This is a genomic window from Pseudomonas sp. C11, from assembly GCF_034683865.1.
Lineage (GTDB): Bacteria > Pseudomonadota > Gammaproteobacteria > Pseudomonadales > Pseudomonadaceae > Aquipseudomonas.
Map to the genome: position 1 here is coordinate 21,535 of NZ_JAWIIP010000007.1, position 21,867 is coordinate 43,401.

The 21,867-nt window shown below is 63.8% G+C and carries 20 protein-coding genes; all 20 read right to left on the minus strand.

The window, feature by feature from the left end; translation table 11 throughout:
- Window positions 1-18: 18 nt before the first annotated feature.
- The 20 genes from VC352_RS12545 to tssB all read right to left on the minus strand — a co-directional run bounded on the left by VC352_RS12545 (window position 19) and on the right by tssB (window position 21,848).
- Complete coding sequence (locus VC352_RS12545) at window positions 19-990, minus strand: serine/threonine-protein kinase (protein WP_322979892.1); 972 nt, start codon at window positions 988-990, stop codon at window positions 19-21.
- Window positions 987-1,715 carry a PP2C family serine/threonine-protein phosphatase gene (locus VC352_RS12550; RefSeq protein ID WP_322979893.1) on the minus strand — a complete coding sequence of 243 codons (729 nt, stop codon included), beginning with the start codon at window positions 1,713-1,715 and terminating at the stop codon, window positions 987-989. Before VC352_RS12550 ends, VC352_RS12545 begins: the two co-directional genes overlap by 4 nt.
- Window positions 1,715-5,254 carry a type VI secretion system membrane subunit TssM gene (gene tssM / locus VC352_RS12555; RefSeq protein WP_322979894.1) on the minus strand — a complete coding sequence of 1,180 codons (3,540 nt, stop codon included), beginning with the start codon at window positions 5,252-5,254 and terminating at the stop codon, window positions 1,715-1,717. The genes VC352_RS12550 and tssM overlap by 1 nt, the downstream gene beginning before the upstream one ends.
- The gene (gene icmH / locus VC352_RS12560) at window positions 5,251-6,132 is read right to left on the minus strand and encodes a type IVB secretion system protein IcmH/DotU (RefSeq protein ID WP_322979895.1); all 882 of its coding nucleotides are present in this window, start codon (window positions 6,130-6,132) and stop codon (window positions 5,251-5,253) included. The genes tssM and icmH overlap by 4 nt, the downstream gene beginning before the upstream one ends.
- 2 nt (window positions 6,133-6,134) lie before the next feature.
- Window positions 6,135-7,466 (minus strand): type VI secretion system baseplate subunit TssK, encoded by a 1,332-nt coding sequence (tssK, locus tag VC352_RS12565; RefSeq protein ID WP_322979896.1) that lies wholly within the window; start codon window positions 7,464-7,466, stop codon window positions 6,135-6,137.
- Window positions 7,463-7,945, minus strand: a complete 483-nt coding sequence (gene tssJ, locus VC352_RS12570; protein ID WP_322979897.1) for a type VI secretion system lipoprotein TssJ — start codon at window positions 7,943-7,945, stop codon at window positions 7,463-7,465. The genes tssK and tssJ overlap by 4 nt, the downstream gene beginning before the upstream one ends.
- Window positions 7,946-7,950: 5 nt before the next feature.
- Window positions 7,951-9,147 (minus strand): type VI secretion system-associated FHA domain protein TagH, encoded by a 1,197-nt coding sequence (tagH, locus tag VC352_RS12575; protein ID WP_322979898.1) that lies wholly within the window; start codon window positions 9,145-9,147, stop codon window positions 7,951-7,953.
- Window positions 9,148-9,167: 20 nt separating this feature from the next.
- Window positions 9,168-9,302, minus strand: a complete 135-nt coding sequence (locus tag VC352_RS12580; protein WP_264146962.1) for a type VI secretion protein — start codon at window positions 9,300-9,302, stop codon at window positions 9,168-9,170.
- Window positions 9,303-9,339: 37 nt separating this feature from the next.
- Window positions 9,340-9,729, minus strand: a complete 390-nt coding sequence (locus VC352_RS12585; RefSeq protein WP_322979899.1) for a DUF805 domain-containing protein — start codon at window positions 9,727-9,729, stop codon at window positions 9,340-9,342.
- An 11-nt stretch (window positions 9,730-9,740) separates the two neighbouring features.
- Window positions 9,741-11,270 (minus strand): sigma 54-interacting transcriptional regulator, encoded by a 1,530-nt coding sequence (locus tag VC352_RS12590; RefSeq protein WP_322979900.1) that lies wholly within the window; start codon window positions 11,268-11,270, stop codon window positions 9,741-9,743.
- A gap of 10 nt (window positions 11,271-11,280) precedes the next feature.
- A complete protein-coding gene (tssH, locus tag VC352_RS12595; RefSeq protein ID WP_322979901.1) occupies window positions 11,281-13,881 on the minus strand; it encodes a type VI secretion system ATPase TssH in 2,601 nt (866 codons plus the stop codon).
- A gap of 11 nt (window positions 13,882-13,892) precedes the next feature.
- A complete protein-coding gene (gene tssG / locus VC352_RS12600) occupies window positions 13,893-14,930 on the minus strand; it encodes a type VI secretion system baseplate subunit TssG (protein ID WP_322979902.1) in 1,038 nt (345 codons plus the stop codon).
- 76 nt (window positions 14,931-15,006) lie between these two features.
- The gene (gene tssF / locus VC352_RS12605) at window positions 15,007-16,797 is read right to left on the minus strand and encodes a type VI secretion system baseplate subunit TssF (RefSeq protein WP_322979903.1); all 1,791 of its coding nucleotides are present in this window, start codon (window positions 16,795-16,797) and stop codon (window positions 15,007-15,009) included.
- Between the two features lie 14 nt (window positions 16,798-16,811).
- The gene (locus tag VC352_RS12610) at window positions 16,812-17,864 is read right to left on the minus strand and encodes a hypothetical protein (RefSeq protein WP_322979904.1); all 1,053 of its coding nucleotides are present in this window, start codon (window positions 17,862-17,864) and stop codon (window positions 16,812-16,814) included.
- Complete coding sequence (locus tag VC352_RS12615) at window positions 17,839-18,210, minus strand: hypothetical protein (protein WP_322979905.1); 372 nt, start codon at window positions 18,208-18,210, stop codon at window positions 17,839-17,841. The genes VC352_RS12610 and VC352_RS12615 overlap by 26 nt, the downstream gene beginning before the upstream one ends.
- Window positions 18,207-18,890, minus strand: a complete 684-nt coding sequence (locus VC352_RS12620; protein ID WP_322979906.1) for a DUF6695 family protein — start codon at window positions 18,888-18,890, stop codon at window positions 18,207-18,209. Before VC352_RS12620 ends, VC352_RS12615 begins: the two co-directional genes overlap by 4 nt.
- Before the next feature lies 1 nt (window position 18,891).
- The gene (locus VC352_RS12625; RefSeq protein ID WP_322979907.1) at window positions 18,892-19,416 is read right to left on the minus strand and encodes a PAAR domain-containing protein; all 525 of its coding nucleotides are present in this window, start codon (window positions 19,414-19,416) and stop codon (window positions 18,892-18,894) included.
- Complete coding sequence (gene tssE / locus VC352_RS12630) at window positions 19,406-19,831, minus strand: type VI secretion system baseplate subunit TssE (RefSeq protein WP_099524980.1); 426 nt, start codon at window positions 19,829-19,831, stop codon at window positions 19,406-19,408. The genes VC352_RS12625 and tssE overlap by 11 nt, the downstream gene beginning before the upstream one ends.
- Before the next feature lie 6 nt (window positions 19,832-19,837).
- Window positions 19,838-21,316, minus strand: coding sequence for a type VI secretion system contractile sheath large subunit (tssC, locus tag VC352_RS12635; protein ID WP_159971586.1), 1,479 nt, complete (start codon window positions 21,314-21,316; stop codon window positions 19,838-19,840).
- A gap of 25 nt (window positions 21,317-21,341) precedes the next feature.
- Complete coding sequence (gene tssB, locus VC352_RS12640; RefSeq protein WP_322979908.1) at window positions 21,342-21,848, minus strand: type VI secretion system contractile sheath small subunit; 507 nt, start codon at window positions 21,846-21,848, stop codon at window positions 21,342-21,344.
- Window positions 21,849-21,867 lie beyond the last annotated feature (19 nt).

Genomic DNA, 21,867 nt, shown 5'->3' on the forward strand with positions numbered 1-21,867 from the left:
TCCTTTTCAACAACCTGTTTATGCCTTGCCCAGCCAGCGCTGCAGACGCGAAGCCGGTGGCCGGCGAAACGCTTCGAACAGCTCGCTGCAGCCGATCTGCCGCTGGCTTTCATCGAAGGCCAGCGCGGTGTGCAGGGCCTGCCAGCAGTGCAGCGGCACGTGCGCCGGGCGTTGCAACTGCTTGTCCAGCTCCATGCTCTTGGCCTGCTTGGCGCTGAGCCGACGGAACGGGTGTTGCCCGCTGGCCAGCTCGACCAACACGCAGGCCACCGCATAGACATCAGCGGCGGCCGACAGCGCGGCACCTTCGAGCAATTCCAGCGCGGCGTAACGCGGCGTCCAGGCGGCGATGCGGTTGCGGCACAGGCGTGGTAGGCCGGGCAGCAGACCTTCCACGGGTTGGCCCAGACCATAATCGAACAGACGCAGGCCGTCGTCGGCCAACATCACATTGCTGGGCTTCAGATCACCGTGCAGCACACCCAGTTCATGGGAATAGGCGAGGGCATCGAGCAGGGGGATGGCGATATCGCGCAGCTCGTTCCAGCTCAGCCCTTCCGGGCGCTCGCAGAGCAACTGATCGAGGGTCAGGCCGCGCATCAGCTCCAAGGTGATGAAGGCGCGCTGGCAGGCGGTGTCGACCTCGAAACCGAACAGGCGCACCACATGCCGGTGGTTGAGCCGCGAGGTGAGGGCGAACTCGCTGTAGAGCAGGGCGTTGGCGTCCGGGTATTCGGCGAAGTCGTCGCTGAGGGTCTTCAGCGCCACATAGGGCTCGGGGTCGCCGAACTGTTCGCGCAGCAGGTCACGGGCGCGATACACCGCGCCCATGCCGCCGACGCCGAGCAGGCGCTCGATCTTGTAGCGCCCGCCGAGCACATCCGGCAGCTCGCCCGGCGCCTGGCGCGGGGTTTCGCGCACAGGCTCCTTGGCCGCGGTGGCGGCCAGGGCGAAGTAGGTGAGGTCGCTGGCTTCAGCAGATTCGGTCATCGGCGGATCACCACGGCGCTGAGGTTGTCACGGGCCGGGCCATCGAGCACGCGCTGGAACAGGCGCTCCACGGCCAGGTGCGGTGAAGGCAGGTTGAGGCAGGCGCCCAGCTCGTCGGCGGAAACGCCCTGGTAGAGGCCGTCGCTGCACAGCAGGAAGACATCACCGGGCAGCACGTCGAGTTCGAGGATGTCCAGTTGCAGGGTTTCGCTGGCGCCGATGGCGCGGGTCAGGGCATGCGCCGCCGGATGGCGCGCGGCCTCCTGCGGCGCCAGGCCCTGTTCATCGATCAGTTGTTGCACCAGCGAATGGTCGCGGCTCAGTTGGTACAGCCGCGCGCCACGCCACAGGTAGCAGCGACTGTCGCCGGCCCAGACACAGGCGGCGCGATCACCCTCGAGCAACAGGGCGACCACGGTGCTGCCGATCACCGTGTCGGTGCGATCAGCCGTGACTGTCAGCTCCTGGCCGAGGCGATGGTTGAGCCGGTGCAGGCACTGGCGCAGTTCGACCAGGCGCTGGTCGAGGCTGCCTTCGGGCAGCTCGGCCAGTTGTTCGACGATCAGGCGGCTGGCGAGGGCGCCGTTCTGGTGCCCGCCCATGCCGTCGGCCACCACCCACAGACCCTGCTCGGGCAGGGCCAGGAAGGCGTCCTCGTTGCGCGCGCGCACCTTGCCGGTGTCGGTGCGCGCGGCGCTGCGCCAAGCGTTGGCGACTGCCGTCATCAGAGCGTCGCCGGCAGCTTGAAGCTGCGCAGCAGGCCGATGTCGAACGGGTTCGGCGAGCGCTGGCTGTGCAGCAGGTAGTTGGCGTGCAGACCACCGAGGTTGGCCTTGAGGATCAGCACGTCACGGCCGCTGTGGTAGTCCACATCCATCAGGTCGAGCAGGCGGAACAGCGACCAGGGGCCGGTGTTCTTCTCGATGCCGACGCGGCGCCCACCCAGTTCCTCGACCACCAGGCTGGTGCGGTCTTCGTCGCTCGCGGCTGGCCAGCGGAAGGCGGTGGCGACGATCGGGCCGTGGCGGTATTCCAGCTCCTGATTGCCGAAGCGGAAGTCGGCGCGGCTCAGGCTGGAATCCAGCGAGTAGGGCTCGAGCTTGAACAGCACCTGCGGCTCGGCCGGGTTCTCGGCGAAGAAGCTGCGGCGGATCACCTGGGCGCGGCTCATCTGCAGGAGGAACTCGCGCGACAGCGGCAGGCCACGGCCATCGACACGGCGCAGACGGTATTCGTCGGCGCTGCCGCTGACGAAGGGACGCAGGTACTGGTCGAAGAAGCGCTCGGCGATGCCTTGAGACTTGAAGAACTCGCGGAAGTCGGCCACCGCCACGTCGCTCTCGCTGTGCGCGCTGAACGGGTAACGCTGCTTCAGCGAATTGTCGTAGGCGGCGTACAGCTCGCTCTGATAACGCTGGTTGAGAAACTGATAGGCGTCGTTGAGCACCAGGCCCCAGCTGTCCTCGGCCAGCAGCGCCAGCCAGTTGCCCACGGGTTGCGGCAGACGAGCCGCAGCGCTGCGCACCTGGTTGATCGCATCACGCTTGCCGGCCATGCGTGCCTTGGCCATCTCGAACGCGGCCTGGTCGCTGGCACCGGCATTGGCCAGGCTGGCCAACTGACGCTGCAACTCGTCGAGGGCCTGTATCGCGGCGGCCAGATCGACACCGGCACCGCCGTTGTCGTCGAGCAGCTTGTGCAGGCTTTCGAAGCGACGCTCCAGCGTCTTGCGCGCGGTGTCCGGGGTGTTCTTGGCCAAGGCCTGCTGCGCCTGTTCGGCGGCAGCGCTGGCCAGCTTGGCGGCCTTGCCCAGCTTGCCCTTGGCATCGCCCAGTGCATCGGCGGCGGCACCGGCATCATCGGCGGCGTCAGCCAGCCCCTTGAAGCGGGTGTTGTCGCGAACCTCCACCAGCAGTTGCAGCAGCGGCGAGTTGGCGGCGGTCAGGCCGTTGAGCAGGGCGGCACCTCGGCCGGCACTGCCGATCGGCTCCAGGCCGAGCTGGGCGATGGCTTCGCCCCAGTAGTTGCCGTAGTCGCGGAAATACAGTTGCTCCAGCTCCACCATCAGGCGACTGAGGTCGCCGGCGCTGAGGGTTTCGCCCTCGCCCAACACCCAGTTGTCGCGCAGCAGCTCACGCACCAGGCTGGCGCCCTGCGCGGTGAAGGTCTTGCTGTAGCCGCTCTGGGTGTAGAAGCCGGGGATGACGTAGTCGCTGCCATTGATCAGACCGGCCTGCGGGCCAAGCTTCTGGCTCAGGCGGTAGTCCGGCAGGCTGCGCGCCTGTTCCCGCAGCATGCGGTAGACGACATTGGCCAGCGACTCGCTGCGCAGTACCTGGCGCGCCTGGGCGACCAGCTGGGCATTGAGCGCGTAGGGCGCGAACGGCTCATCCAGCAGACGGGCGAAGTGGGTGTTCAGACCATGCTGCACCGGGCTGTTGCCGGTATAACGCACCGACCAGTCGGTGCCGATCCATTCCTTGAGGAATTCCGGGTCGCGGCGCTCCTCCAGATTGAGCATCAGGTAGGCGCGCAGGCTGCCGAGCAGACGCTCGCGGTCGCTGAGGTTGGCGCGGATCTGCGCCTCCAGCTGACGCGCCACGCGCGGCAACAACAGGTTTTCCAGCTCGGCGCGGTAGGTCGAATAAACGGCCGGGTTGACCGCCTCGCCCTGGAACAGGCCGGTGCGCTGCAGGTAGGAGACATCGCCCTTGGGCGGGAATACCTGGGTCGCGGCGTAGCTGCTATCCAGTGCCTTGAGCACCTGCTGGGCATCGTCCTGCGGGTTGATTGCGCCATGCTCGCGGGTGAGCTTCTGGGCGATGTCGCGCAGCTCTTCCAGGCGCCCGTGGTTGGCCGAGAAGCCGCTGGCCCAGAGCATGCCGAACAGCGCCAGCACGGCGAAGGCGCTGGCGTACATGGCACGCTGGCCCCAGTCGATACGGCGCACTTCCTTCTGATCCAGGCCCGCCAGTTCGGACTCGGGGAAGATCACCCGGCTGAGCAGGTGGTTGATGAAGCGCGCACGGCCACTGCGGAAGGTCGGCAGCGCATTACCCGCCAGGCCGAGGTTGCGCCCGATACCGGCAGTCAGCGGGTCGAGCTGTTCGTTCAGTTGCGGCGCGCTGGTCAGGTAGAAACCGCGCAGCTTGCTGGCGCGCTGGTAGCGGTTGCCGGCGAAGGCCAGTTCGACGAACAGGCACAGGCGCTCGCCGATCTGGCCGAGCTGGTGCGGGAAGTCGAGGATGCGACCACGGCGCTGGGTGTCGCGCTCCTGGTGCATGCGCAGGATCACCTGGCTGTTGAGGCGGCGCAGCAGCTCTTCGAACTCCTGGCGCACCACGGCCACGTCGGTGGCGTTCTGATCCTTGCGGAAGCTGGCGCCGAGCACCTGCTCACTTTCCTCACGCGACAGCTGGTCGAAGAACTCGTCGAAGCCCAGCACCTTGTCGGCCTTGCTCAGCACCAGATAGACCGGCACGTCGGCGCCCAGGCGCTGGTGAATTTCCTGCAGGCGCTGGCGGGTCTGGCGGGCCAGGGTTTCCAGCTCCACTTCGCTGCCGCCCTGCAGTTGCTCGACCGGGATGCTCACCAGCACGCCATTGAGCGGGCGCGCACGGCGCTGGCGCAGCAGGCCGAGCAGGGTGTTCCAGGCGCGGCCATCGACCTGAGCGTCAGGCTGGGTCAGGTAACGGCCGGCGGTGTCGATCAGCACGGCGTGATCGGCGAAGTACCAGTCGGCGTAACGGGTGCCGGACACGTCCTTGGTCAGACGCTGGTTGTCGCCACGGTTAAGCGGGAAGTCCAGGCCGGAGAAATCCAGCAGGCTGGTCTTGCCGCCGCCCTGCGGGCCGAGCAGCAGGTACCAGGGCAGGTCGTTGCGCCATTTCTCGCTGCGCCCGCGATACAGGCTGGAGCGCTTGAGGGTGCGCAGAGCGTCCTTGAAGCGATGACGCAGTTCGTTCTGCTCTTCGCTGATCTGATCCTCGCGGCGCAGGCGCTCCTGGGCATCGGCGTCATTCTCTTCGGCCTTCTTGCGCGCGGTGGCGCGCCAGCTGGCGAAGACCATGGCCAGGCCCCAGAGCAGGAAGATCAGGCTGATGGTCAGCAGGCGGCTGGTGGCCGACTCCCAGAATTTGTAGTCGTCCACCGCCAGCAGCGGGCCGACGAACCACACCAGCAGCGCGAGGATCAGAACCAGGCACAGGCTCCAGACCCAAGTCTTGCGGAAAAAGGCGCCAAGTTTGGCGAAGAAGGTCTTCATTTCACGTCATCCATGCTGACACCCGAGGCCGGGTCGAGTTGCTGATACGGCTTGAGGATGGTGTCGCGCTGCTCGCCGAGCACCCAGGCGAAACCGGCGTACATCATCACCAGGCACATCAGGGTGAACAGCGCCACCAGCCACCACGGCACGATGCGCACCAGGCGCCGGCGGGTGTCCTTCAAACCCTGCCAGTGCGGCGAGATTTCCCGCGGCACGTCGCCACGCAGTTGGCGGATCTGCCGGTACAGGCTGTCGCGTACCGCTTCCAGCTCGAGCATGCCGCGCTGCAGCACGCGGTACTTGCCCTCGAAGCCGAGCGACAGGCACAGGTACATCAGCTCCAGCATCGGCAGGTGCTTGACCGGGTTGCGCGACAGGCGCTCGAGCAGCTGGAAGAACTTCTCGCCGCCGAAGGTCTCGTTGTGGAACGAGGACAGCAGGCTCATCTGCGACCACTGGCTCTCGTTGCCCCAGGGCGTGGTCACCACGGCCTCGTCGACCACGGTGCACAGCACGTAACGCGCGGCCATCACCTGGCTGCTCTCGGCACCTTCGTGCAGGGCACGGTGCTCGAACACCTTGATCTCGCGGCTCAGGCGCTGGTTGAGGGCGTCCAGATCCTCGCTCTCGAAGCTGTGCTTGAGACGCACCACTTCCGAAAGCAGCGAGGAGGCTGCGGCCACCAGCGGGTTGAGGCTGATGTTGAAGCTCTCCGCCGGGCGCAGGCGCGCGGCGAAGATCATGCGCTCTTCGAGCTGCTCGAATTTCGGTGGCGCGCTGAAATCGGTCAGCGGGCTTTCGGCACGGGCTTCGCCCTTGCGGTTGAGGATGACGGTCTTGTCATCCTGGCCGTATTCCATTTCCTTGGTTGTCATGGTCAGTTCCTGATCGCCCAGAATTTCAGCTCAAGCCCGGAGAACTCGCCGGACACGTGGAAGGCGAAGCCGCCGGAGCGTTCCAGCTGCGCCAGTTCCTCGGAGCTGAGCTCCAAGGCGAAGTAGGTCTTGCCCGAGTGGAAGGGGATCTGCCGTGGTGCCACCGGCAGCGGTTTGACCTTGATCCCCGGCAGGTGCAGGTTGACCAGTTGGCGGATGCGCTCCACCGGGCCGACCTTGAGGTGCGCCGGCAGGCGCTGACGCAGCTCCTCGGAGTCGCACTGGGCGCTGGCGGCGAGCACGAAGCTGGAGGTGCCGAGCAGCTTGTGGTCGTGCAACGGCGACACCTGGATGCCGTACTGGCGCTGCTGCAGAAGCATCTCGATGGCATGCTGTTCGAGCACCATCGACAGCACCTGGCGGATGGCGTCCATCAGCTTGCGGAAGCTCATGCCCTGGTCGCTGTGCAGGTAGCGGCCTTCCAGGCGCGGGCGCTTGGTCTCGCTGGAGAAGGTGGCCAGCTCACCGAGCAGGCCGACCAGCTCGCGGTAGATCTGCTCCGGGTGCACCTGCTCGACGCCCAGGTGGTGACGCAGGATGGGTTCGTAGCGGTTGATCAGCTGCAGCATCATGAAGTCGCCGACCTCGGCGCCGCCCACCTTGCCGGTGGCGCGGATACGTTCGGCGAGGATGTCGCCACGGTGGGCGAGCATGCTGATCACTTCCTTGAGGCAGGAGAGCAGGTAGCCGGAGGCCTGGAAGTTGACGTAGGTCGGGCTGAATTCCGGGTCGAGGCTGATCACCCCGTCCGGCGTGGTGTCGAGCACCTCGCACAGCTTGATCTTCACGTAGCCCTGGTCGTTCTGCTGCTCACCGAGCAGCAGGCGGAAGTCCGGACGGCCGGTGCTGACCTGGCTGACGCTGCTGTCGCCGGCGTTGGAGTCGGCGACTTCCTCGTCGAAGGCGACGTAGCGCGCCAGCACGTCCTTCTGCTCCAGGCGACGGCTCTCGATGTGGTTGCCGGTGACCAGCGGCAGCGCCAGGTACACCGGCATGTTGCCGGTGTTCGGCGGCACGTCCAGGCCCAGCGGTTCGCGCTCGGCGCCGAGGTCGAAGAGGCTGCCGTCGGGCAACACGCCGCTGGCCTTGCTCACCACCAGCTTGCCCATGTTGAGGAATTGCCGGTCGATCTCCAGCTCGAAGAAACCCCAGGCATAGCTGGCCAGCTTCTGCGTACGCACCTTGAGCTGCTGATCGAAGTAGCGATCGTTCTGCTGGAAGTGCTGCGGGCGCAGCAGCATGCCTTCCTGCCAGATGACTTTGTGCTGGCTCATTGATCCTGCTCCTGGGCGTCATCGAGGTTGCGGATGCCGCGCTCGTTCAGGGCCAGACGCGCCTGGTTGCGCTGCACCGCCTCGACCGGGATGACATAGCGCCAGCTGGCTTCCGGCAGGTCGCGGTAGGCGGCGAGCACGCCGACGTAGCGGCTGCCGTCCTGCACCGAGAGCTTCAGTTCACGGGTTTCACCCGGGCGCAGTTCCAGCTCCTCGAAGGCCACCAGATCCGGCGCCAGGGCTTCCTTGGGGCGCTGATAGAGGGAGAAGAAATCGGCGTTCTCGAAGGCCACCGGGTGCTTGAGCTCCATCAGGCGGATGACGATGGGCGACGGGCGGCCGTTGAGATCCGGGTTGAGCTGGTCGCTGCCGGCCAGGCTCAGATCCAGCTTGGTCATGTGCGAGTAGGGCGACAGCGCCGAGCAGCCGCTCAGGGTGAAGAGCAGGGCGCACAGCGCCAGGGAGAACAGGCGAGGCATGGGCATCATCCTTGAAGGTCGGTGTTGAGGGTGGCGATCAGGCGAACCTGCTCTTCGTAGGCACTGGCGAAATCACGGGCGAACAGGCGATCGCTCCAGTCGTCGTTCTGTTCCAGCGCCGCGTGCAGGCGGCGATAGGCGCGCCAGCGGCTGCCATCGGTGGCCAGCAGCGGCTTGCGACCGTTGCGCTCGAAGCGCAGGGTCAGTTGCTCGGGGGCGAATTGTTCGAACATGCCCTTGACCGCCGCGCGGCTGGCAGCAAGCAGCGCCACCTGATGCGCCTGCAGGTCGCGGAAGCTGCGGCTGACGGCCTGTTCGGCCGGCAACTGCCCGGCCTTGCCGCCACGCAGCAGGGTGCTGAGGGTTTCGCTGGTGTCCAGGCCGTGCTTGATCGGGTTGTTGCCGGCGCTCTGCACCGTGGTCAGGGCCAGGCGCAGCTCGTTCTTCAGCTCGCTGCGGGTGCGCAGCGCCTGTTGCAGGCTGCCGACGCTCTGCTTGAGCAGCTTGGCCGCGTTCAGCGCCAGAGCCTGACGTGCCTCTTCATCGAGGTCATCGAGGCGTACGCCGAGGGCATCGGAGAACTTCTCCCAGAAGGTCGGCGGCAGACGCTCGGGCTCGGGTGCCGGCTTGGGCTGCGGAGCCGGTTTCGGCATTACCAGCTCGGGCACCAGCAGGTTTTCCTCGTCGATCTGCGCATAGTCGCGCTGCTGCGCCTGGGCGGTGCTGGGGCGCAGCACGGCGGTCAGGTCGTCGACTTCGGCGTACACGCGCTCCTGCTGCTCCAGCGCATTGAGCGGGTCGAGGTCGAGGAAGGCGTCGTCGGGGATGATGCTGCCAGCCGCCTGCGGCAGGCCGATATCGCCCTCGAACATGGCAGGGTCGCGCACCAGGCGCGCACGGATCTCGAAGTCACCCAGGCAATACACGCTGCCATGCTCGATACGCTGCGGGCTGCCCTTGGCCAGGCTAGCGCCGCTGTCCTTGAGCTGAATGCCGTTGCTGCTGGTGTCGGTCAGGTAGAAGGCGCCATCGCGATAGCTGACTTCCGCATGCCGGCTGGAGAGCACGCGCTTGCGATCCGGGATCACCCAGTCGCACTCCTCGGCACGCCCGATCACACCACCGGCCTGCTTGAAGGTCTTGGTGGTCGTTAGACCTGGCACGAACTGCTGTGCGCTGACCACATCGAATACCAGTTCCATGGTGAACCTACTCCTTGCGGTCAGTGGCCGCGTTTCTCGGCTTGCGGATCGCCCAGCGGGCGGTATTGGTCGTCACTGAACTTGTAATTGCCCGTGCAGCCGGCCAGGGCGATGGCCAGCGCCAGCAGGGCGGCGGTCCGATAGCGTTGCAGCATGGAATGCGCTCCTTTGAGAGAGGTGAAAGTGAACATGTCAGATGGCCCCGTTTAACTGTTTGGCAGCAAAACGCTTAGGTGCGGGAGGGCCATAGCGATTGCTCTGGCGTTGACCGGGCCAGATCAGCAGTAGCGGCCAGATCAGATTGATCAGCAGCACCCAGTAGCCGCTTCGCCCCAGATCATGGAGGCGCCGAACGCCTGCAGTTAGCATGGCAACCCACCAATAGGTGAAAGCGAAAAGAGCAAAAAACGAGAGCACGTACTGCAGCCACATCGGATAGTTCTCGCCACTGATGGCAACGAGCAGGACGATGGGCCAGGCGCTCCATACGTGGAGCAGCAGATATTTGACCCGCCCAATGCGCCCACTGGAGATCATTGGCTCCAGTACGAACGAGGCAACACGGCCCGGTAAATTCTTCATGAACGCTTCCATCACACTTCACTCGGGCTGATCTTCAGCCGCTGCATGCGGTACAGCAGGGTGCGCCGGGGCAGGCCCAGCTCGTTGGCGGCATTGGTCTGGTTGCCACGGTTCTTGCGCAGGCAGTCGAGCAGCAGGTTGCGCTCGAGGCGATCCATGCGCTCGCGCAGGCTCAGCGGGGCGCTGCCTTCGCTGTGGGTCTGCTCCAGGTTGAAGTGCTCGGGCAGCAACTCACCGCCCTCGCAGAGCAGTACGGCGCGCTCGACCAGGCCCTTGAGCTCGCGCACGTTGCCGGGGAAGGCGTAGCCGGCCAGGCGCTCCAGGGCGGCGTCGCTCCAGCGGCAGGCATCACGTTGCAGCAGGCCGCTGGCGGTGCTGGCGAAATGGCGGGCGAGCAGCAGGATGTCTTCGTCGCGTTCACGCAGGGCCGGCAGCTCGATGGGGAAGTGCGACAGGCGATAGAACAGATCCTCGCGGAAGCGCCCGTCCTCGACGCGCTTGCGCAGCTCCTGGTGAGTCGCGGCGACGATGCGCACGTCGACCTTGTGCGTCTCGCTGCTGCCCAGCGGGCGCACTTCGCCCTCCTGCAGCACACGCAGCAGCTTGGCCTGCAGGGCCAGCGGCATGTCGCCGATCTCGTCGAGGAACAGCGTGCCGCCATCAGCCGCATCGAACAGGCCCGGCTTGTCGCGGTCGGCCCCGGTGAAGGCGCCCTTGCGGTAACCGAACAGCTCGCTCTCCAGCAGATTCTCCGGCAGCGCCGCACAGTTCTGCACGATGAACGCCTTGCTACGCCGCGCACCGCAATCGTGAATGGCGCGAGCAACCAGCTCCTTGCCGGTGCCGGTTTCGCCGGTCAGCAGCACGCTGACCGGGCTGTGCAGCACCTTGCTGATCAACTGGTAGACGCGGCGCATGGCCTGGCTCTGGCCGAGCAGGCCGTAACCGCTGGCGCAGGGCGTGCCGGGGGCAGAGGCTGCCATTTCGGCCCGCTCATCACCCTCACCAGCCGGAGCACGCAGGCGCTGCAGCAGCTGCAACTGAGCCAGGGCGAAACTGCCGAGCTGGGCGAAGGAGGCGGCGAAGCCCTGCAGGATGCGCCGCTCGTGGCTGGCCACCAGCAGCAGGCCGCGTGTGTGACCGGCGCCATCGTGCAGCGGCAGGCACAGCAGGCTGCGCCAGCCGCGACCGGTTTCCGGCAGGCAGGCGATGCTGTGCAGGCCACGGTCAAGCTCATCGATGCACAGCACCTGGTTCTGGCACAGGCAGTACTGCAGCAGTTGCTCGCCATCGTAGTCGCTGGGCAGGCTAGCGGCCTCGCGCGGTTGCAGCAGGCCGTCGAGCCATTCGGCGGACAGGGTCAGGCGGGTGTTGGTGTGATCCAGCAGGTACAGCTGGCCCAGCGCACAGTCGGCCAGCTCGGCAGCCGCACGCACCAGATCGGCGAGCAGGCGCTCGGCGCTGGCCGCGCCCGCCAGTTCGGCGTAGCGGCCGAGCAGGGCTTCGGCGTAGCGCAGCGGTTGCGGGACTTCGGCGAACATCGGCAGCACCTCAGGCGAACTCGCAGGTCACCGCCGAATCGGCGTCCAGGGTGGCATGCACGCGTTGCAGGCTTTCGCCAGCGGCCATGGCGTCGAGCAGGCGATCGACCACCAGCGGCTGCAGGTGCTGGTCGATCAGGTGATCGATCAGACGCGCACCGCTTTCACCATGGGTGCAACGCTCGGCCAGGTGCTCGACCAGACCGTCGCAATGGCTGAAAGCAAGCTGGCGACGGGCCAGGCGCTCGCCGAAACGGGCCAGCTTGAGACCGACCAGTTGGCGCAGCAGGTCGCCATCCATGGGGTAGTAAGGCACCACACGCATACGGCCAAGCAGGGCCGGCTTGAAGTGCTGCGACAGTTGCGGGCGAATGGCCAGTTCCAGATCCTCAGCGGCCGGGCGTTCGCCACCGGCACAAAGGCTGGCGATGCGCTCGCTGGCCAGGTTGCTGGTCATAAGGATCAGGGTGTTGCGGAAGTTGATCTCGCGCCCTTCGCCGTCGTTGGCCACGCCCTTGTCGAAGATCTGGTAGAAGACGTTCATCACGTCCGGGTCGGCCTTCTCCACTTCGTCGAGGAGGATTACCGAGTAGGGCTTCTGCCGTACCGCTTCGGTGAGCATGCCGCCTTCGCCGTAGCCGACGTAGCCGGGCGGCGCGCCGATCAGTCGGGAAACGGTGTGCTTCTCCTGGAATTCGGACATGTTGATCACGGTGAGGAAGCGCTCGCCGCCGTACAGCAGGTCGGCCAGGGCCAGGGCGGTTTCGGTCTTGCCGACGCCGCTGGGGCCGACCAGGAGGAATACGCCCACCGGTGCATCGGGCTTGTTGAGGCCGGCGGCGGTGGCGCGCATGGCCTTGTCCAGCGCCTGGATCGCCTGCTCCTGGCCGCGCACGCGCTGGCGCAGGTCGTCGGCGAAGGTGATGACCTTGGTGTTGTGCTCACGGGCCAGCTGGCTCAGCGGCACGCCCGTCCAGTGGCTGATCACTTCGGCCACCAGGCGCGGGCAGACCTCGAAGCTGACCAGGCGCTCGCTGGCCTGGGCTGCGGCCAGTTCGGCCTGCAGCGCGCGCAGTTCGGCTTCCAGTTCTTCCAGGCTGGGGCGCGGCTCGTCGCTAGTGTCATCGTCACCGCCCAGGCGCGCGGCGGCGCATTGCTTGCGCTGTTCCAGCAGGCGTTCGGCCAGCTCGCGCTGCACCGCCCAGCGGGTTTCCACCTGCTCCAGTTCGGCGCGGGCGGCGACCAGGCGGCTTTCCAGCGCATCCAGGGCTTCGTGGTCGATAGCCAGGCCGGCGTCCAGATCACGGCGCATGGCTTCACCCTGACGCTCGCCCTCGGCGATCTCGCCGCGCAGACGCTCCAGCGCTTCAGGCGCGGCGGCCAGGCTGATACGTACACGGGCACAGGCGGTGTCGAGTACGTCCACGGCCTTGTCCGGCAACTGCCGACCGGCCAGGTAGCGTGCCGACAGTTCGGCGGCGGCGACCACGGCGTCGTCACGCAGGTAGATGCCGTGGCTCTTCTCGTACACCGGCGCCAGGCCACGGAGGATGGTCACGGCTTCGTCGACAGTGGGCTCGTGCAGTTGCACCGGCTGGAAGCGACGGGCCAGGGCCGGATCCTTCTCGAAGTACTTCTTGTATTCGCTCCAGGTGGTAGCGGCGATGGTGCGCAACTCGCCACGCGCCAGCGCCGGCTTGAGCAGGTTGGCGGCATCGCCGCTGCCAGCCTGGCCACCGGCGCCGATCAGGGTGTGGGCTTCGTCGATGAACAGGATGATCGGCTTGGGCGAGGCCTTCACTTCGTCGATCACACCCTGCAAACGGCGCTCGAACTCGCCCTTGACGCTGGCGCCGGCCTGCAGCAGGCCGAGATCCAGGCACAGCAGCTCGACGCCCTTGAGCACCTGTGGCACCTCGCCGGTGGCGATGCGCAGGGCCAGGCCTTCGACGATGGCGGTCTTGCCGACGCCGGCCTCGCCAACCACGATGGGGTTGTTCTTGCGGCGGCGGGCGAGGATGTCGACCATCTGACGGATCGCGCCATCGCGGCACAGCACCGGGTCGAGCTTACCGTCGCGGGCCTGCTGGGTGAAGTTGTGGGTGAAACGCGCCAGGTTCGATTCGCCACCGGCCGCCGGCTTGCCGCCTGCAGTCTGCGGCTGCTGGCTGAGGGCGAAGTCACGCAGGCGCTCGGCGTTGAGCTTGCCCAGCAGCGCCTGGTAGCGGCTGCCGGCATAGCGCATGGGATTGCGCAGCAGGGCAAGGATCAGCGCGGCCTGGTCGATCTGGCTGGCGCCCAGCTCCAGGTTGGCCACCAGCAGCGCATCCTGCAGCCACTGCACCAGCTCGGCAGAAAACACCGGGTTGCGCGACTCGCTGTGTTCGCCACGCGGTTGCAGCGCCTGGGCCAGCTCGCCGGCATCGATCTCGGCATCCTGCAGGGCACGCGCCAGCAGGCTTTCCGGGCGCTCCAGCAGGCCCAGCAGCAGGTCTTCGACGAGGATCTTGTTACCGCCACGCACCACGCAGCGTTCGGCGGCCATCTCCAGGTCACGCTTGCTCGCGGCGTCCAGGGCTTGAACCAGTTGTTGCAGGTCGACGTTGATCATTTCATCTGTCCTTAATGAATCTTGCTGCCGAGGGTGACCAGGCCATCGGCGTTTTCACGCCCAAGCCAGGTGGTCCAGCCCAGCAGGCAGGGGTTGCCTTCGCCGATGCGCAGGTCGCGGATTTCGTCCTGACGCAGCTCCAGGCGGATGTCGTAGTCCAGCGGATCGCGCAGGGTGAAGCGCACCAGCGCGCACAGCGGCTGGTACCCCGTGCCGATCGGCAGGAACTCGTGAAAGCGCATCCAGCCCAGCTGGCGCACATGGATGCGGAACTTGCCGCCACGGTCGCGCACGCGCTCGCCGAGCACGGTGTCCTCGCCGAGGCGGCTGTTGGCGAAGCCGAGACGATTGCGCTGCTCGTCGAGCACGATCACCTGGCGTTCCAGGCACTGCTCGATGAACAGCTCGGCGTGCTTGAAGTAGTAACGCAGCACCGACTCGATCAGCGCCGCCGAGTGGGCGCGCAGGCTGAGCAGGCCGAGATAGGGCAGCAGGCGCTTCCAGTTCAGCTCCTGAGCCTGACGGATCTGCTCGCCGCCGAGGCCGATCAGAGCGAACAGGTGCGCCGAGAAGGCATCCAGCGCGCCGCTCTGGAAGCAGGCGCGGTAGCGGTACTTCTTCCAGATCGGCAGCAGCAGACGCTGCAGGCGGTTATTGAACAGGTCGAGGAAATCACGGGTCGGGTTGCCGTCCTCGCTGTCGCCCAGCGCCTGCTCGCTGTAGAACGCTGGCAGCGGCGAGCCGCCGCCAAACAGGCCGACCAGGTTGACGCGCATGCGCGCACGCAGCTCGCCGTGCTCCTCGAAGAACTGCACGCGATCGATGTCGCTGCCAGGGAAACCCAGGCTCGGGTTGGCCTGGAACTCTAGGTATTCGTAGAGGCGTTCCTCATCCAGATGCGGATGAGCCGCGCCGAGGCGCTCCAGCACCAGCTGTACGGCCTGGAACAGGCTGTATTCGCGGATGCCCTGGCTGAGCCGGTTAAGACCAGGCTCAAAGTCAGCTGCGCGTCGGCCAGGCTGCGTTGAAGACGAACTCAGAATGCTCATTTACACCTCGTAAACTGCGCTTCTTCGTTCGTCTTCGCCTTGCCTGGCTCTAGCTCGCAAGCCTTTGGGCCTGGTCTTAGAGCAGGGGCTGTTGCCCCATGCGTGGCGTCCATTTGTACAACTCTCCCTGTGTGCTCTGTACGTGCAGCTCGTGGTAGCTGTTGAGGCTGGCGTAGAGGGCGAAAAATTCATTGAGTACCGAAGCGAAGAGGAACAGGTCGCCCTCGCCCAGGTAGCCTTCCGGGTTCATGGTCAGTTCGGTGCGTACACCGCGTACCGGCAGCCCGCGATGCAGGCGGTCGACATGGCGATGGCCGATCTTCTTCAGGCCGCCGAGCAGGCGCTTGCTGACGCGCTCGGCGTGCTGGTCGTAGTAGCGCGGCAGGTCGTAGGTCTCGAGGATCACCTTGAGCGCCTCGACGTTGGCCAGCGACAGGTAGTTCAGCGACATGTTGGAAATCAGCTTCCACAGGAAGTCGCGGTGCAGCGGCGGTGCGTAGCTCGGCGTGACCGCGCTGATGTTGCGGAAGCTGAGGAAGTCCGGGGTGTCCTCGCTAGGCAGGCAGATGTCGCCCAGGCTGAGCTGGCGCGGCAGATTCTGGTTGGTGCAGGTCAGCTCGATGGACAGCGTCTCGTGCTGCTCCAGGTTGCGCAGGCCAAAGCTGAGCCAGGTTTCCAGGCCGTCGCCAAGCATCGATGGCTGCTGGCGCACGCTGTAGTGCGGGCGCGCCACCGGCACGTCGAAGCTGGGATCGTGCTCGAACGACTCGAACGGCACGTACTCCTCGTAGCCCATGCCACCCGGCTTCCAGCCAGTGACCCGGTCGACCGAGAACACGCCGCAGTGCTGGGCGTCGAATTCGGCCGGCAGCAATAGGTACTGATCCTGCTTGCCATCGAGGCGGATCGGGATGGCGTCGTGCTGGAACAGGTTGACCACCGGCGTGCAGTACAGGCGCACGTTTTCCAGTGTCGGGCGGATGCGTTGCACGCCGGCCTTGTGGATATCGAAGCGCAGCTCCAGGCCACGCGCCTGCTTGAGCAGATCCTCGGGCAAGCCGTTGACCGCATCCAGGCCGAGCAGATCGACGAAGAGGAATTTCTCCTGGAAGGAAAAATACTCCTGCAGGTAGCGGTAACCCCGGAAGGTATTCAGCGGGTACGGAATCAGCGCCTCGTCTTCGGCGAAGCCGACCGGCTGCACCAGCTCGGGCTTGAGCTGCAGCGTACCGAGGGTCTGGCCGAAGGCATCCTGCATCGGCTTGCCGGCGGCATCGAGCGGCACCACCTGGATGCTGCCGAGGTTGCGCAGCAGCGCCAGGTAAAGCATCTGACCGATATACCGCTCACCGGCCAGGTGCAGGCGCAGCTTGTTCAGGCCAATCTCGCCGATATGGCCGTCGGCGGTCATGCTCAGGCGCAGGCTGAGCAGTGCACCATCGCCCTTGACCGAGTAATCCAGACCGCTCAATGCCAGCGGCAGCACCTCGGTAGGGAAGCAGGTGCGAAAACGGCAAGTGACACCCTCGATGGCCTTGGCTTCCACCGGCGTACCGCGATTGACCGGCAGCGCCGGGCCGGGGCGGGTCAGCGGGTCGAACTGGAGCATGCTGAAGGCCGGCAGCGGACGCATGTAATTCGGCCACAGCAGGTGCATCAGCGAATGGGTCAGCTCCGGCAACTCGTCGTCGAGCTTCTGCCGCAGGCGCCCGGACAGGAAGGCGAAACCTTCAAGCAAACGCTCGACGTCCGGGTCGCGCCCCGCCTGGCCGAGGAACGGCGCCAGCGCTGGGCTGCGCTCGGCGAAACGCTTGCCCAGTTGGCGCAGGGCAGTGAGTTCGCTTTGGTAGTAGTGGTTGAAAGACATCTATCTATCCTTGATCAGTCAGAGCCATTGGCGGGTTCAGCCAAATACTCGATCCATTCATCACTGGCCCCGTGTTGCTTGAGGTAAGCCATGCGGACTTCATCGGAGGCGTGATGCCAAAAGGGATTCCAGATCCAGTCCCACCAGTATTCGAGGCTGCCCTGCTTGCTCATGACCGCTTCGATGGGCGCCATGTCGGGAAAGGCAAACCATGGCGCCGGAGGCGCCTTGAAGGTCGCATCAAGCTGTTCAAGAAATGTCCTCGAATTAGTAATTAACTCTATGATCAGGCCGTTGAACTCTCGGCGGATGTTAAGTTTCAGACTGCCACCATCACCGCTCGAATGAGTGGACTCTTGATCTAGAGTTATTTTTGAGTATTCGAATAGCCGATTCACAAGGCCGCAAAATTCTTCAAACTCACTCTCGGCAGTCATCACGATTACGTGATAAGCAAATAATCCTTGCTGCCCGAGAAAAGTCTTTCGAGGATAAAAAGCAAAGCGCTCTTCGTTGCCAGCATCTATGCCGAACTCAGCTATCTTGCCGAATAGCTCGGCATACCTATCTATCTTCATGCCTGAATTTGACGGTATAAAAGAAGCCGTATGGATTGCATCAGTCGATTTAAAAAATACTCTATAGACAAGGATTATCAGCACCACAAACACATAACCGATTGCGATTATATAAGGCGAGAAGGCAACCCATAGGATAACCATGGCGAAACCCGACATATCACCCATTGCGACATGAAACAACCCATACGCAATCCAGGGAATCCCATAGAACGGAATAAATATGAGAGGCGCCCACCAAACAAGCCGAACAACGGCGGATTCTGCTCTTTCCTTGATGAACCAAGTGGCCCATGCTGCAAAAATCAAATAAGCCAAGGTTCCGAACCAAAGCCCATAACTTACGAGCATGTTCTCAAAACTTATCTTGCTGCGACTCAATACCTCAAGAAAAGGTAGCGATAATAAGAGAGCCGCAGGCGTCCAGAGTGCCAGCTGAAAAAAACTGTGGGCCGGATACTCCTTATTCCATGTCAATTGGAGTGCCATCTTCATTCTCTAACTGAAGCTGTTTTTCATTTATCAAATAGACCACAGTTCCGCCGTCGTAGCCCCAGAAGTCACTGTTTCTGAGCTGTTGGCCTTGCTCGGAAACCCAACCCTTGGCCCAGATATCGCCATTCTCATGACGTATTTCCACGAAATACCGAGGCGGCTTAGCTTGGGTTATTTCAAAAAAAACCCCACCATCCTGAGCCCCACTCCAGTGAGCGTTGGGATGGTTCTTTAATATGGGGGTCACCTCGTCCACAGGTACTAAAAATGAGTAGATCACCACACCTACGGTCAATATCAGCGCGATTAATATGAGGGCCGCCCACTTGATGATTTTCACTCGGAAATCTCCAGTACATCATTGGCGTAGTCGTAATCGATATCGACCTCGCTTAACTGGAACTGCGTCATATAGGCTTTAGGCATAACCACACGCATACGAAACGGACTTTCCAAGCCCACATGCTCGACTAGGTCGGCAACGAATGTCATACAGTTGTGATTACCCAAATCATATTCCTTGCGCTTTGGATCGTTATTCTCTGCTTCTTTTGCCTTTAGCCAAGCGATTGCCTGTTCAAATACTATGCCCCTCAAGACAACACCTGAGATACGTCCGCTTTGCCCGTATTTACTAGAAATGACACGCAACGTTTTTTTCAGCGAAGATTCGACGACCATTCCCCCCTTCAATGCAACGTCGGGTATTTGCCCAGAACGCGTACGCCCTGCCGGGCCGGGGCCTGGGTAACGTCCATATTCGTAGTATTTTGTCAGGCCGGTTTTCCCATTTACAAGGAGCACTCCGGCATGCCCAAGCTGAGGTAATTTCTGAGCAGGGATTAGAATCTTTCGACCAAAAACATTAACTTCGGTGTTATCTATTACTTGGATTAGATAGTCGGGAAAGACTAGCGGAATTAGAAAATCCTCTGTACCAACAAGGTATAGCTGGGCAGGGCTTTGATCCTGAGCCGGGGTCGTTTTTACCGTGCCGAGTGGAATCGCTGCTTCAGTCATATCATTCGCCTCGCAATATCCAGCTCGGCTTTACGGAGAAGGCAACCGATTGCGGTATGTCCTTGTTGCCCAAGGGCCGCGTTAAACCATTTGCGTCCGTCGTGCCGTGCACTTGGCTGCCGTCCTCCAAGGTGGCGGTGTAAGCCATGTTTTTCATCGGTGCGCCGCTTGCCTGGTCCAGCAACTGAACGCAGATGTCGAAGCCCTTCATGAGCAATGGCAGAGGAGCAATAAACGCCGCCCCACCCCCACTCGTGCCGATCAACACGGTGCCCGACCCACTAACCACCACATTCCCATGGCTCCCCACACTCCCCACCACCGCCGCCGGCTTGCCGTTGATCAGCACGGTAGGAATTACCGCGCCAGCCATGGCGCCGCCGCAGGCGGAGGGATCGCCCATGCGTGCAGCAGGCAGGCTGTCGAACAACACGTCGGGCGAGCCGGCGGCGATCGGGTTGGTGCCGTGCCCGGGAATCGGGCAGGCGGTGGGATCGCTCAGGCGGGCGGCGGGTTTACCGGACATGTGAGGCTCCTGGGTTGACGTTGACCTGACCGCTGCCATCCAGGCTCGCGGAGAAACTGACCTGGCGCTTGATGCCGTCCATTTCCAGCATGGCGTCGATGGCGAAGGCCTGACGCAATGGGTCATGGGTACGCGGTAGGGAAATCACCCGCACCTGGGTCAGTCGTGGTTCGTACGCTTCGATAAAGCGTTCGATGGCGATACGCGCCTGCTGCAGCGAGTCATGCAGCGACAGGCGCATATCGTTCAAATCGGGCAACCCGTAGTCGGGCAGCGTTTGCACGCTGCCCGCACGGGTGCTGAGCATCTTGGCCAGATGGGCAGCCACCGAGGCCATGGCGGCGACCTCGCGGCTCCAGCCGGCACGTTGGCCAGCCTCACCACCGAGGCGCTCGAACAGGCTGCCGTAGGCCATGGCTGCTTATTCCTTGTCCAGCTTGCCGACCAGCGACAGGGTGAAGTCGGCACCCATGTACTTGAAGTGCGGGCGCACGTTCAGGCTGACGCGGTACCAGCCCGGCTCGCCTTCGACATCGCTGACGATGACCTGGGCGGCGCGCAGCGGACGACGGCTACGCACTTCGGAGCTCGGGTTCTCCTGGTCGGCGACGTACTGGCGGATCCACTTGTTGAGTTCCAGCTCGAGGTCGGTGCGCTCTTTCCAGGCGCCGATCTGCTCGCGCTGCAGCACTTTCAGGTAGTGAGCCAGACGGTTGATGATGAACATGTACGGCAGCTGGGTGCCCAGCTTGTAGTTCAGCTCGGCGGTCTTGCCTTCTTCACTGATGCCGAAGAATTTCGGCTTCTGCGCGGAGTTGGCGGAGAAGAACGCGGCGTTGTCGCTGCCCTTGCGCATGGTCAGGGCGATGAAGCCTTCTTCGGCCAGCTCGTACTCGCGGCGGTCGGAGACCAGCACTTCGGTCGGGATCTTGGTCTCGATCTCGCCCATGCTCTCGAAGTGGTGCAGCGGCAGGTCTTCCACCGCGCCACCGCTCTGCGGGCCGATGATGTTCGGGCACCAGCGGAACTTGGCGAAGCTGTCGGTCAGACGGCTGGCGAAGGCGTACGCGGTGTTGCCCCACAGGTAGTGCTCGTGGCTGTTGGCCACGTTTTCCTTGTAGACGAAGGTCTTGACCGGGTTGTCTTCCGGGTCGTACGGGTTGCGCAGGAGGAAGCGCGGTACGGTCAGGCCAACGTAGCGGGCATCTTCCTGCTCGCGGAAGCTCTGCCACTTGGTGAATTGCGGGCCTTCGAAGTGGTCTTTCAGATCCTTCAGATCCGGCAGGCCGGTGAAGGTCTCCAGGCCGAAGAATTTCGGGCCGGCGGCGGCAATGAACGGAGCGTGGGACATGCAGGCCACCGAGGCGACGTACTGCAGAGTCTTGACGTCCGGGGCGCTCGGGTCGAAGAAGTAGTTGGCGATCAGGGCGCCGACCGGCTGGCCACCGAACTGGCCGTACTCGGCGGTGTAGATGTGCTTGTACAGGCCGGACTGAACGATTTCCGGGCTGTCTTCGAAGTCATCGAGCAGATCCTGCTTGGAGGCGTTGAGGATCTCCAGCTTGATGTTCTCGCGGAAGTTGGTGCGATCCACCAGCAGCTTGAGGCCGCGCCAGGAGGATTCCAGGGCCTGGAACTGCTGGTGGTGGAGGATTTCGTCCATCTGCCGGCTGAGCTTGGCGTCGATCTCCGCGATCATGCGGTCGACCATGGCCTTCTTCACCGGCTCGTTTTCGTTCTGCGGTTTGAGCAGCTCTTCGATGAAGGCCGAAACACCGCGCTTGGCGATGTCGTAGGCTTCGTCGTCCGGAGTCAGCTTGGTTTCCGCGATGATGCGGTCGAGGATGCCGAGATCAGCGGCGCTGTGGCTGCTTTCTACGGCTGCGCTAGTCGTGCTCATGTATATGCGTCCTTGTCAGTGAGAATCAGGAATCGAGCTTGTCTTTGGCGGCCAGGCCCAGTTCGCCGAGCACGCGGTCACGCGAGTCGTCGTCGGAGAGCACGCTCTCGATGGCCTTGCGGAAAGCCGGGGCGTTGCCCAGCGGGCCTTTCAGGGCGACCAGGGCGTCGCGCAGTTCCATCAGCTTCTTCAGCTCCGGTACCTGCTCGACCAGGTTGGCCGGGTTGAAGTCCTTCATGGAGTTGATCTTCAGCTGCACGGCCAGCTCGTCGTCGGTCTCTTCGTCCTGCAGACGGTTCGGCACGGCGAAGGTCAGGTTCAGTTCCTGCTTGGCCAGCACTTCATCGAAGCTGTTCTTGTCGATGCTGATGGGCTTGCGGTCTTCGATCTTGCGATCGTCGGCACGCTGGGTGAAATCGCCGAGCACCATGAGCTTCAGGGGCAGTTCGATTTCTTCCTGGGCACCGCCGGTGGCGGGTTTGAAGGTGACGTTGATGCGTTCCTTGGGGGCTACCGAGCCTTCTTTGGCCATGGGTGTTCTCCTTTGCGTT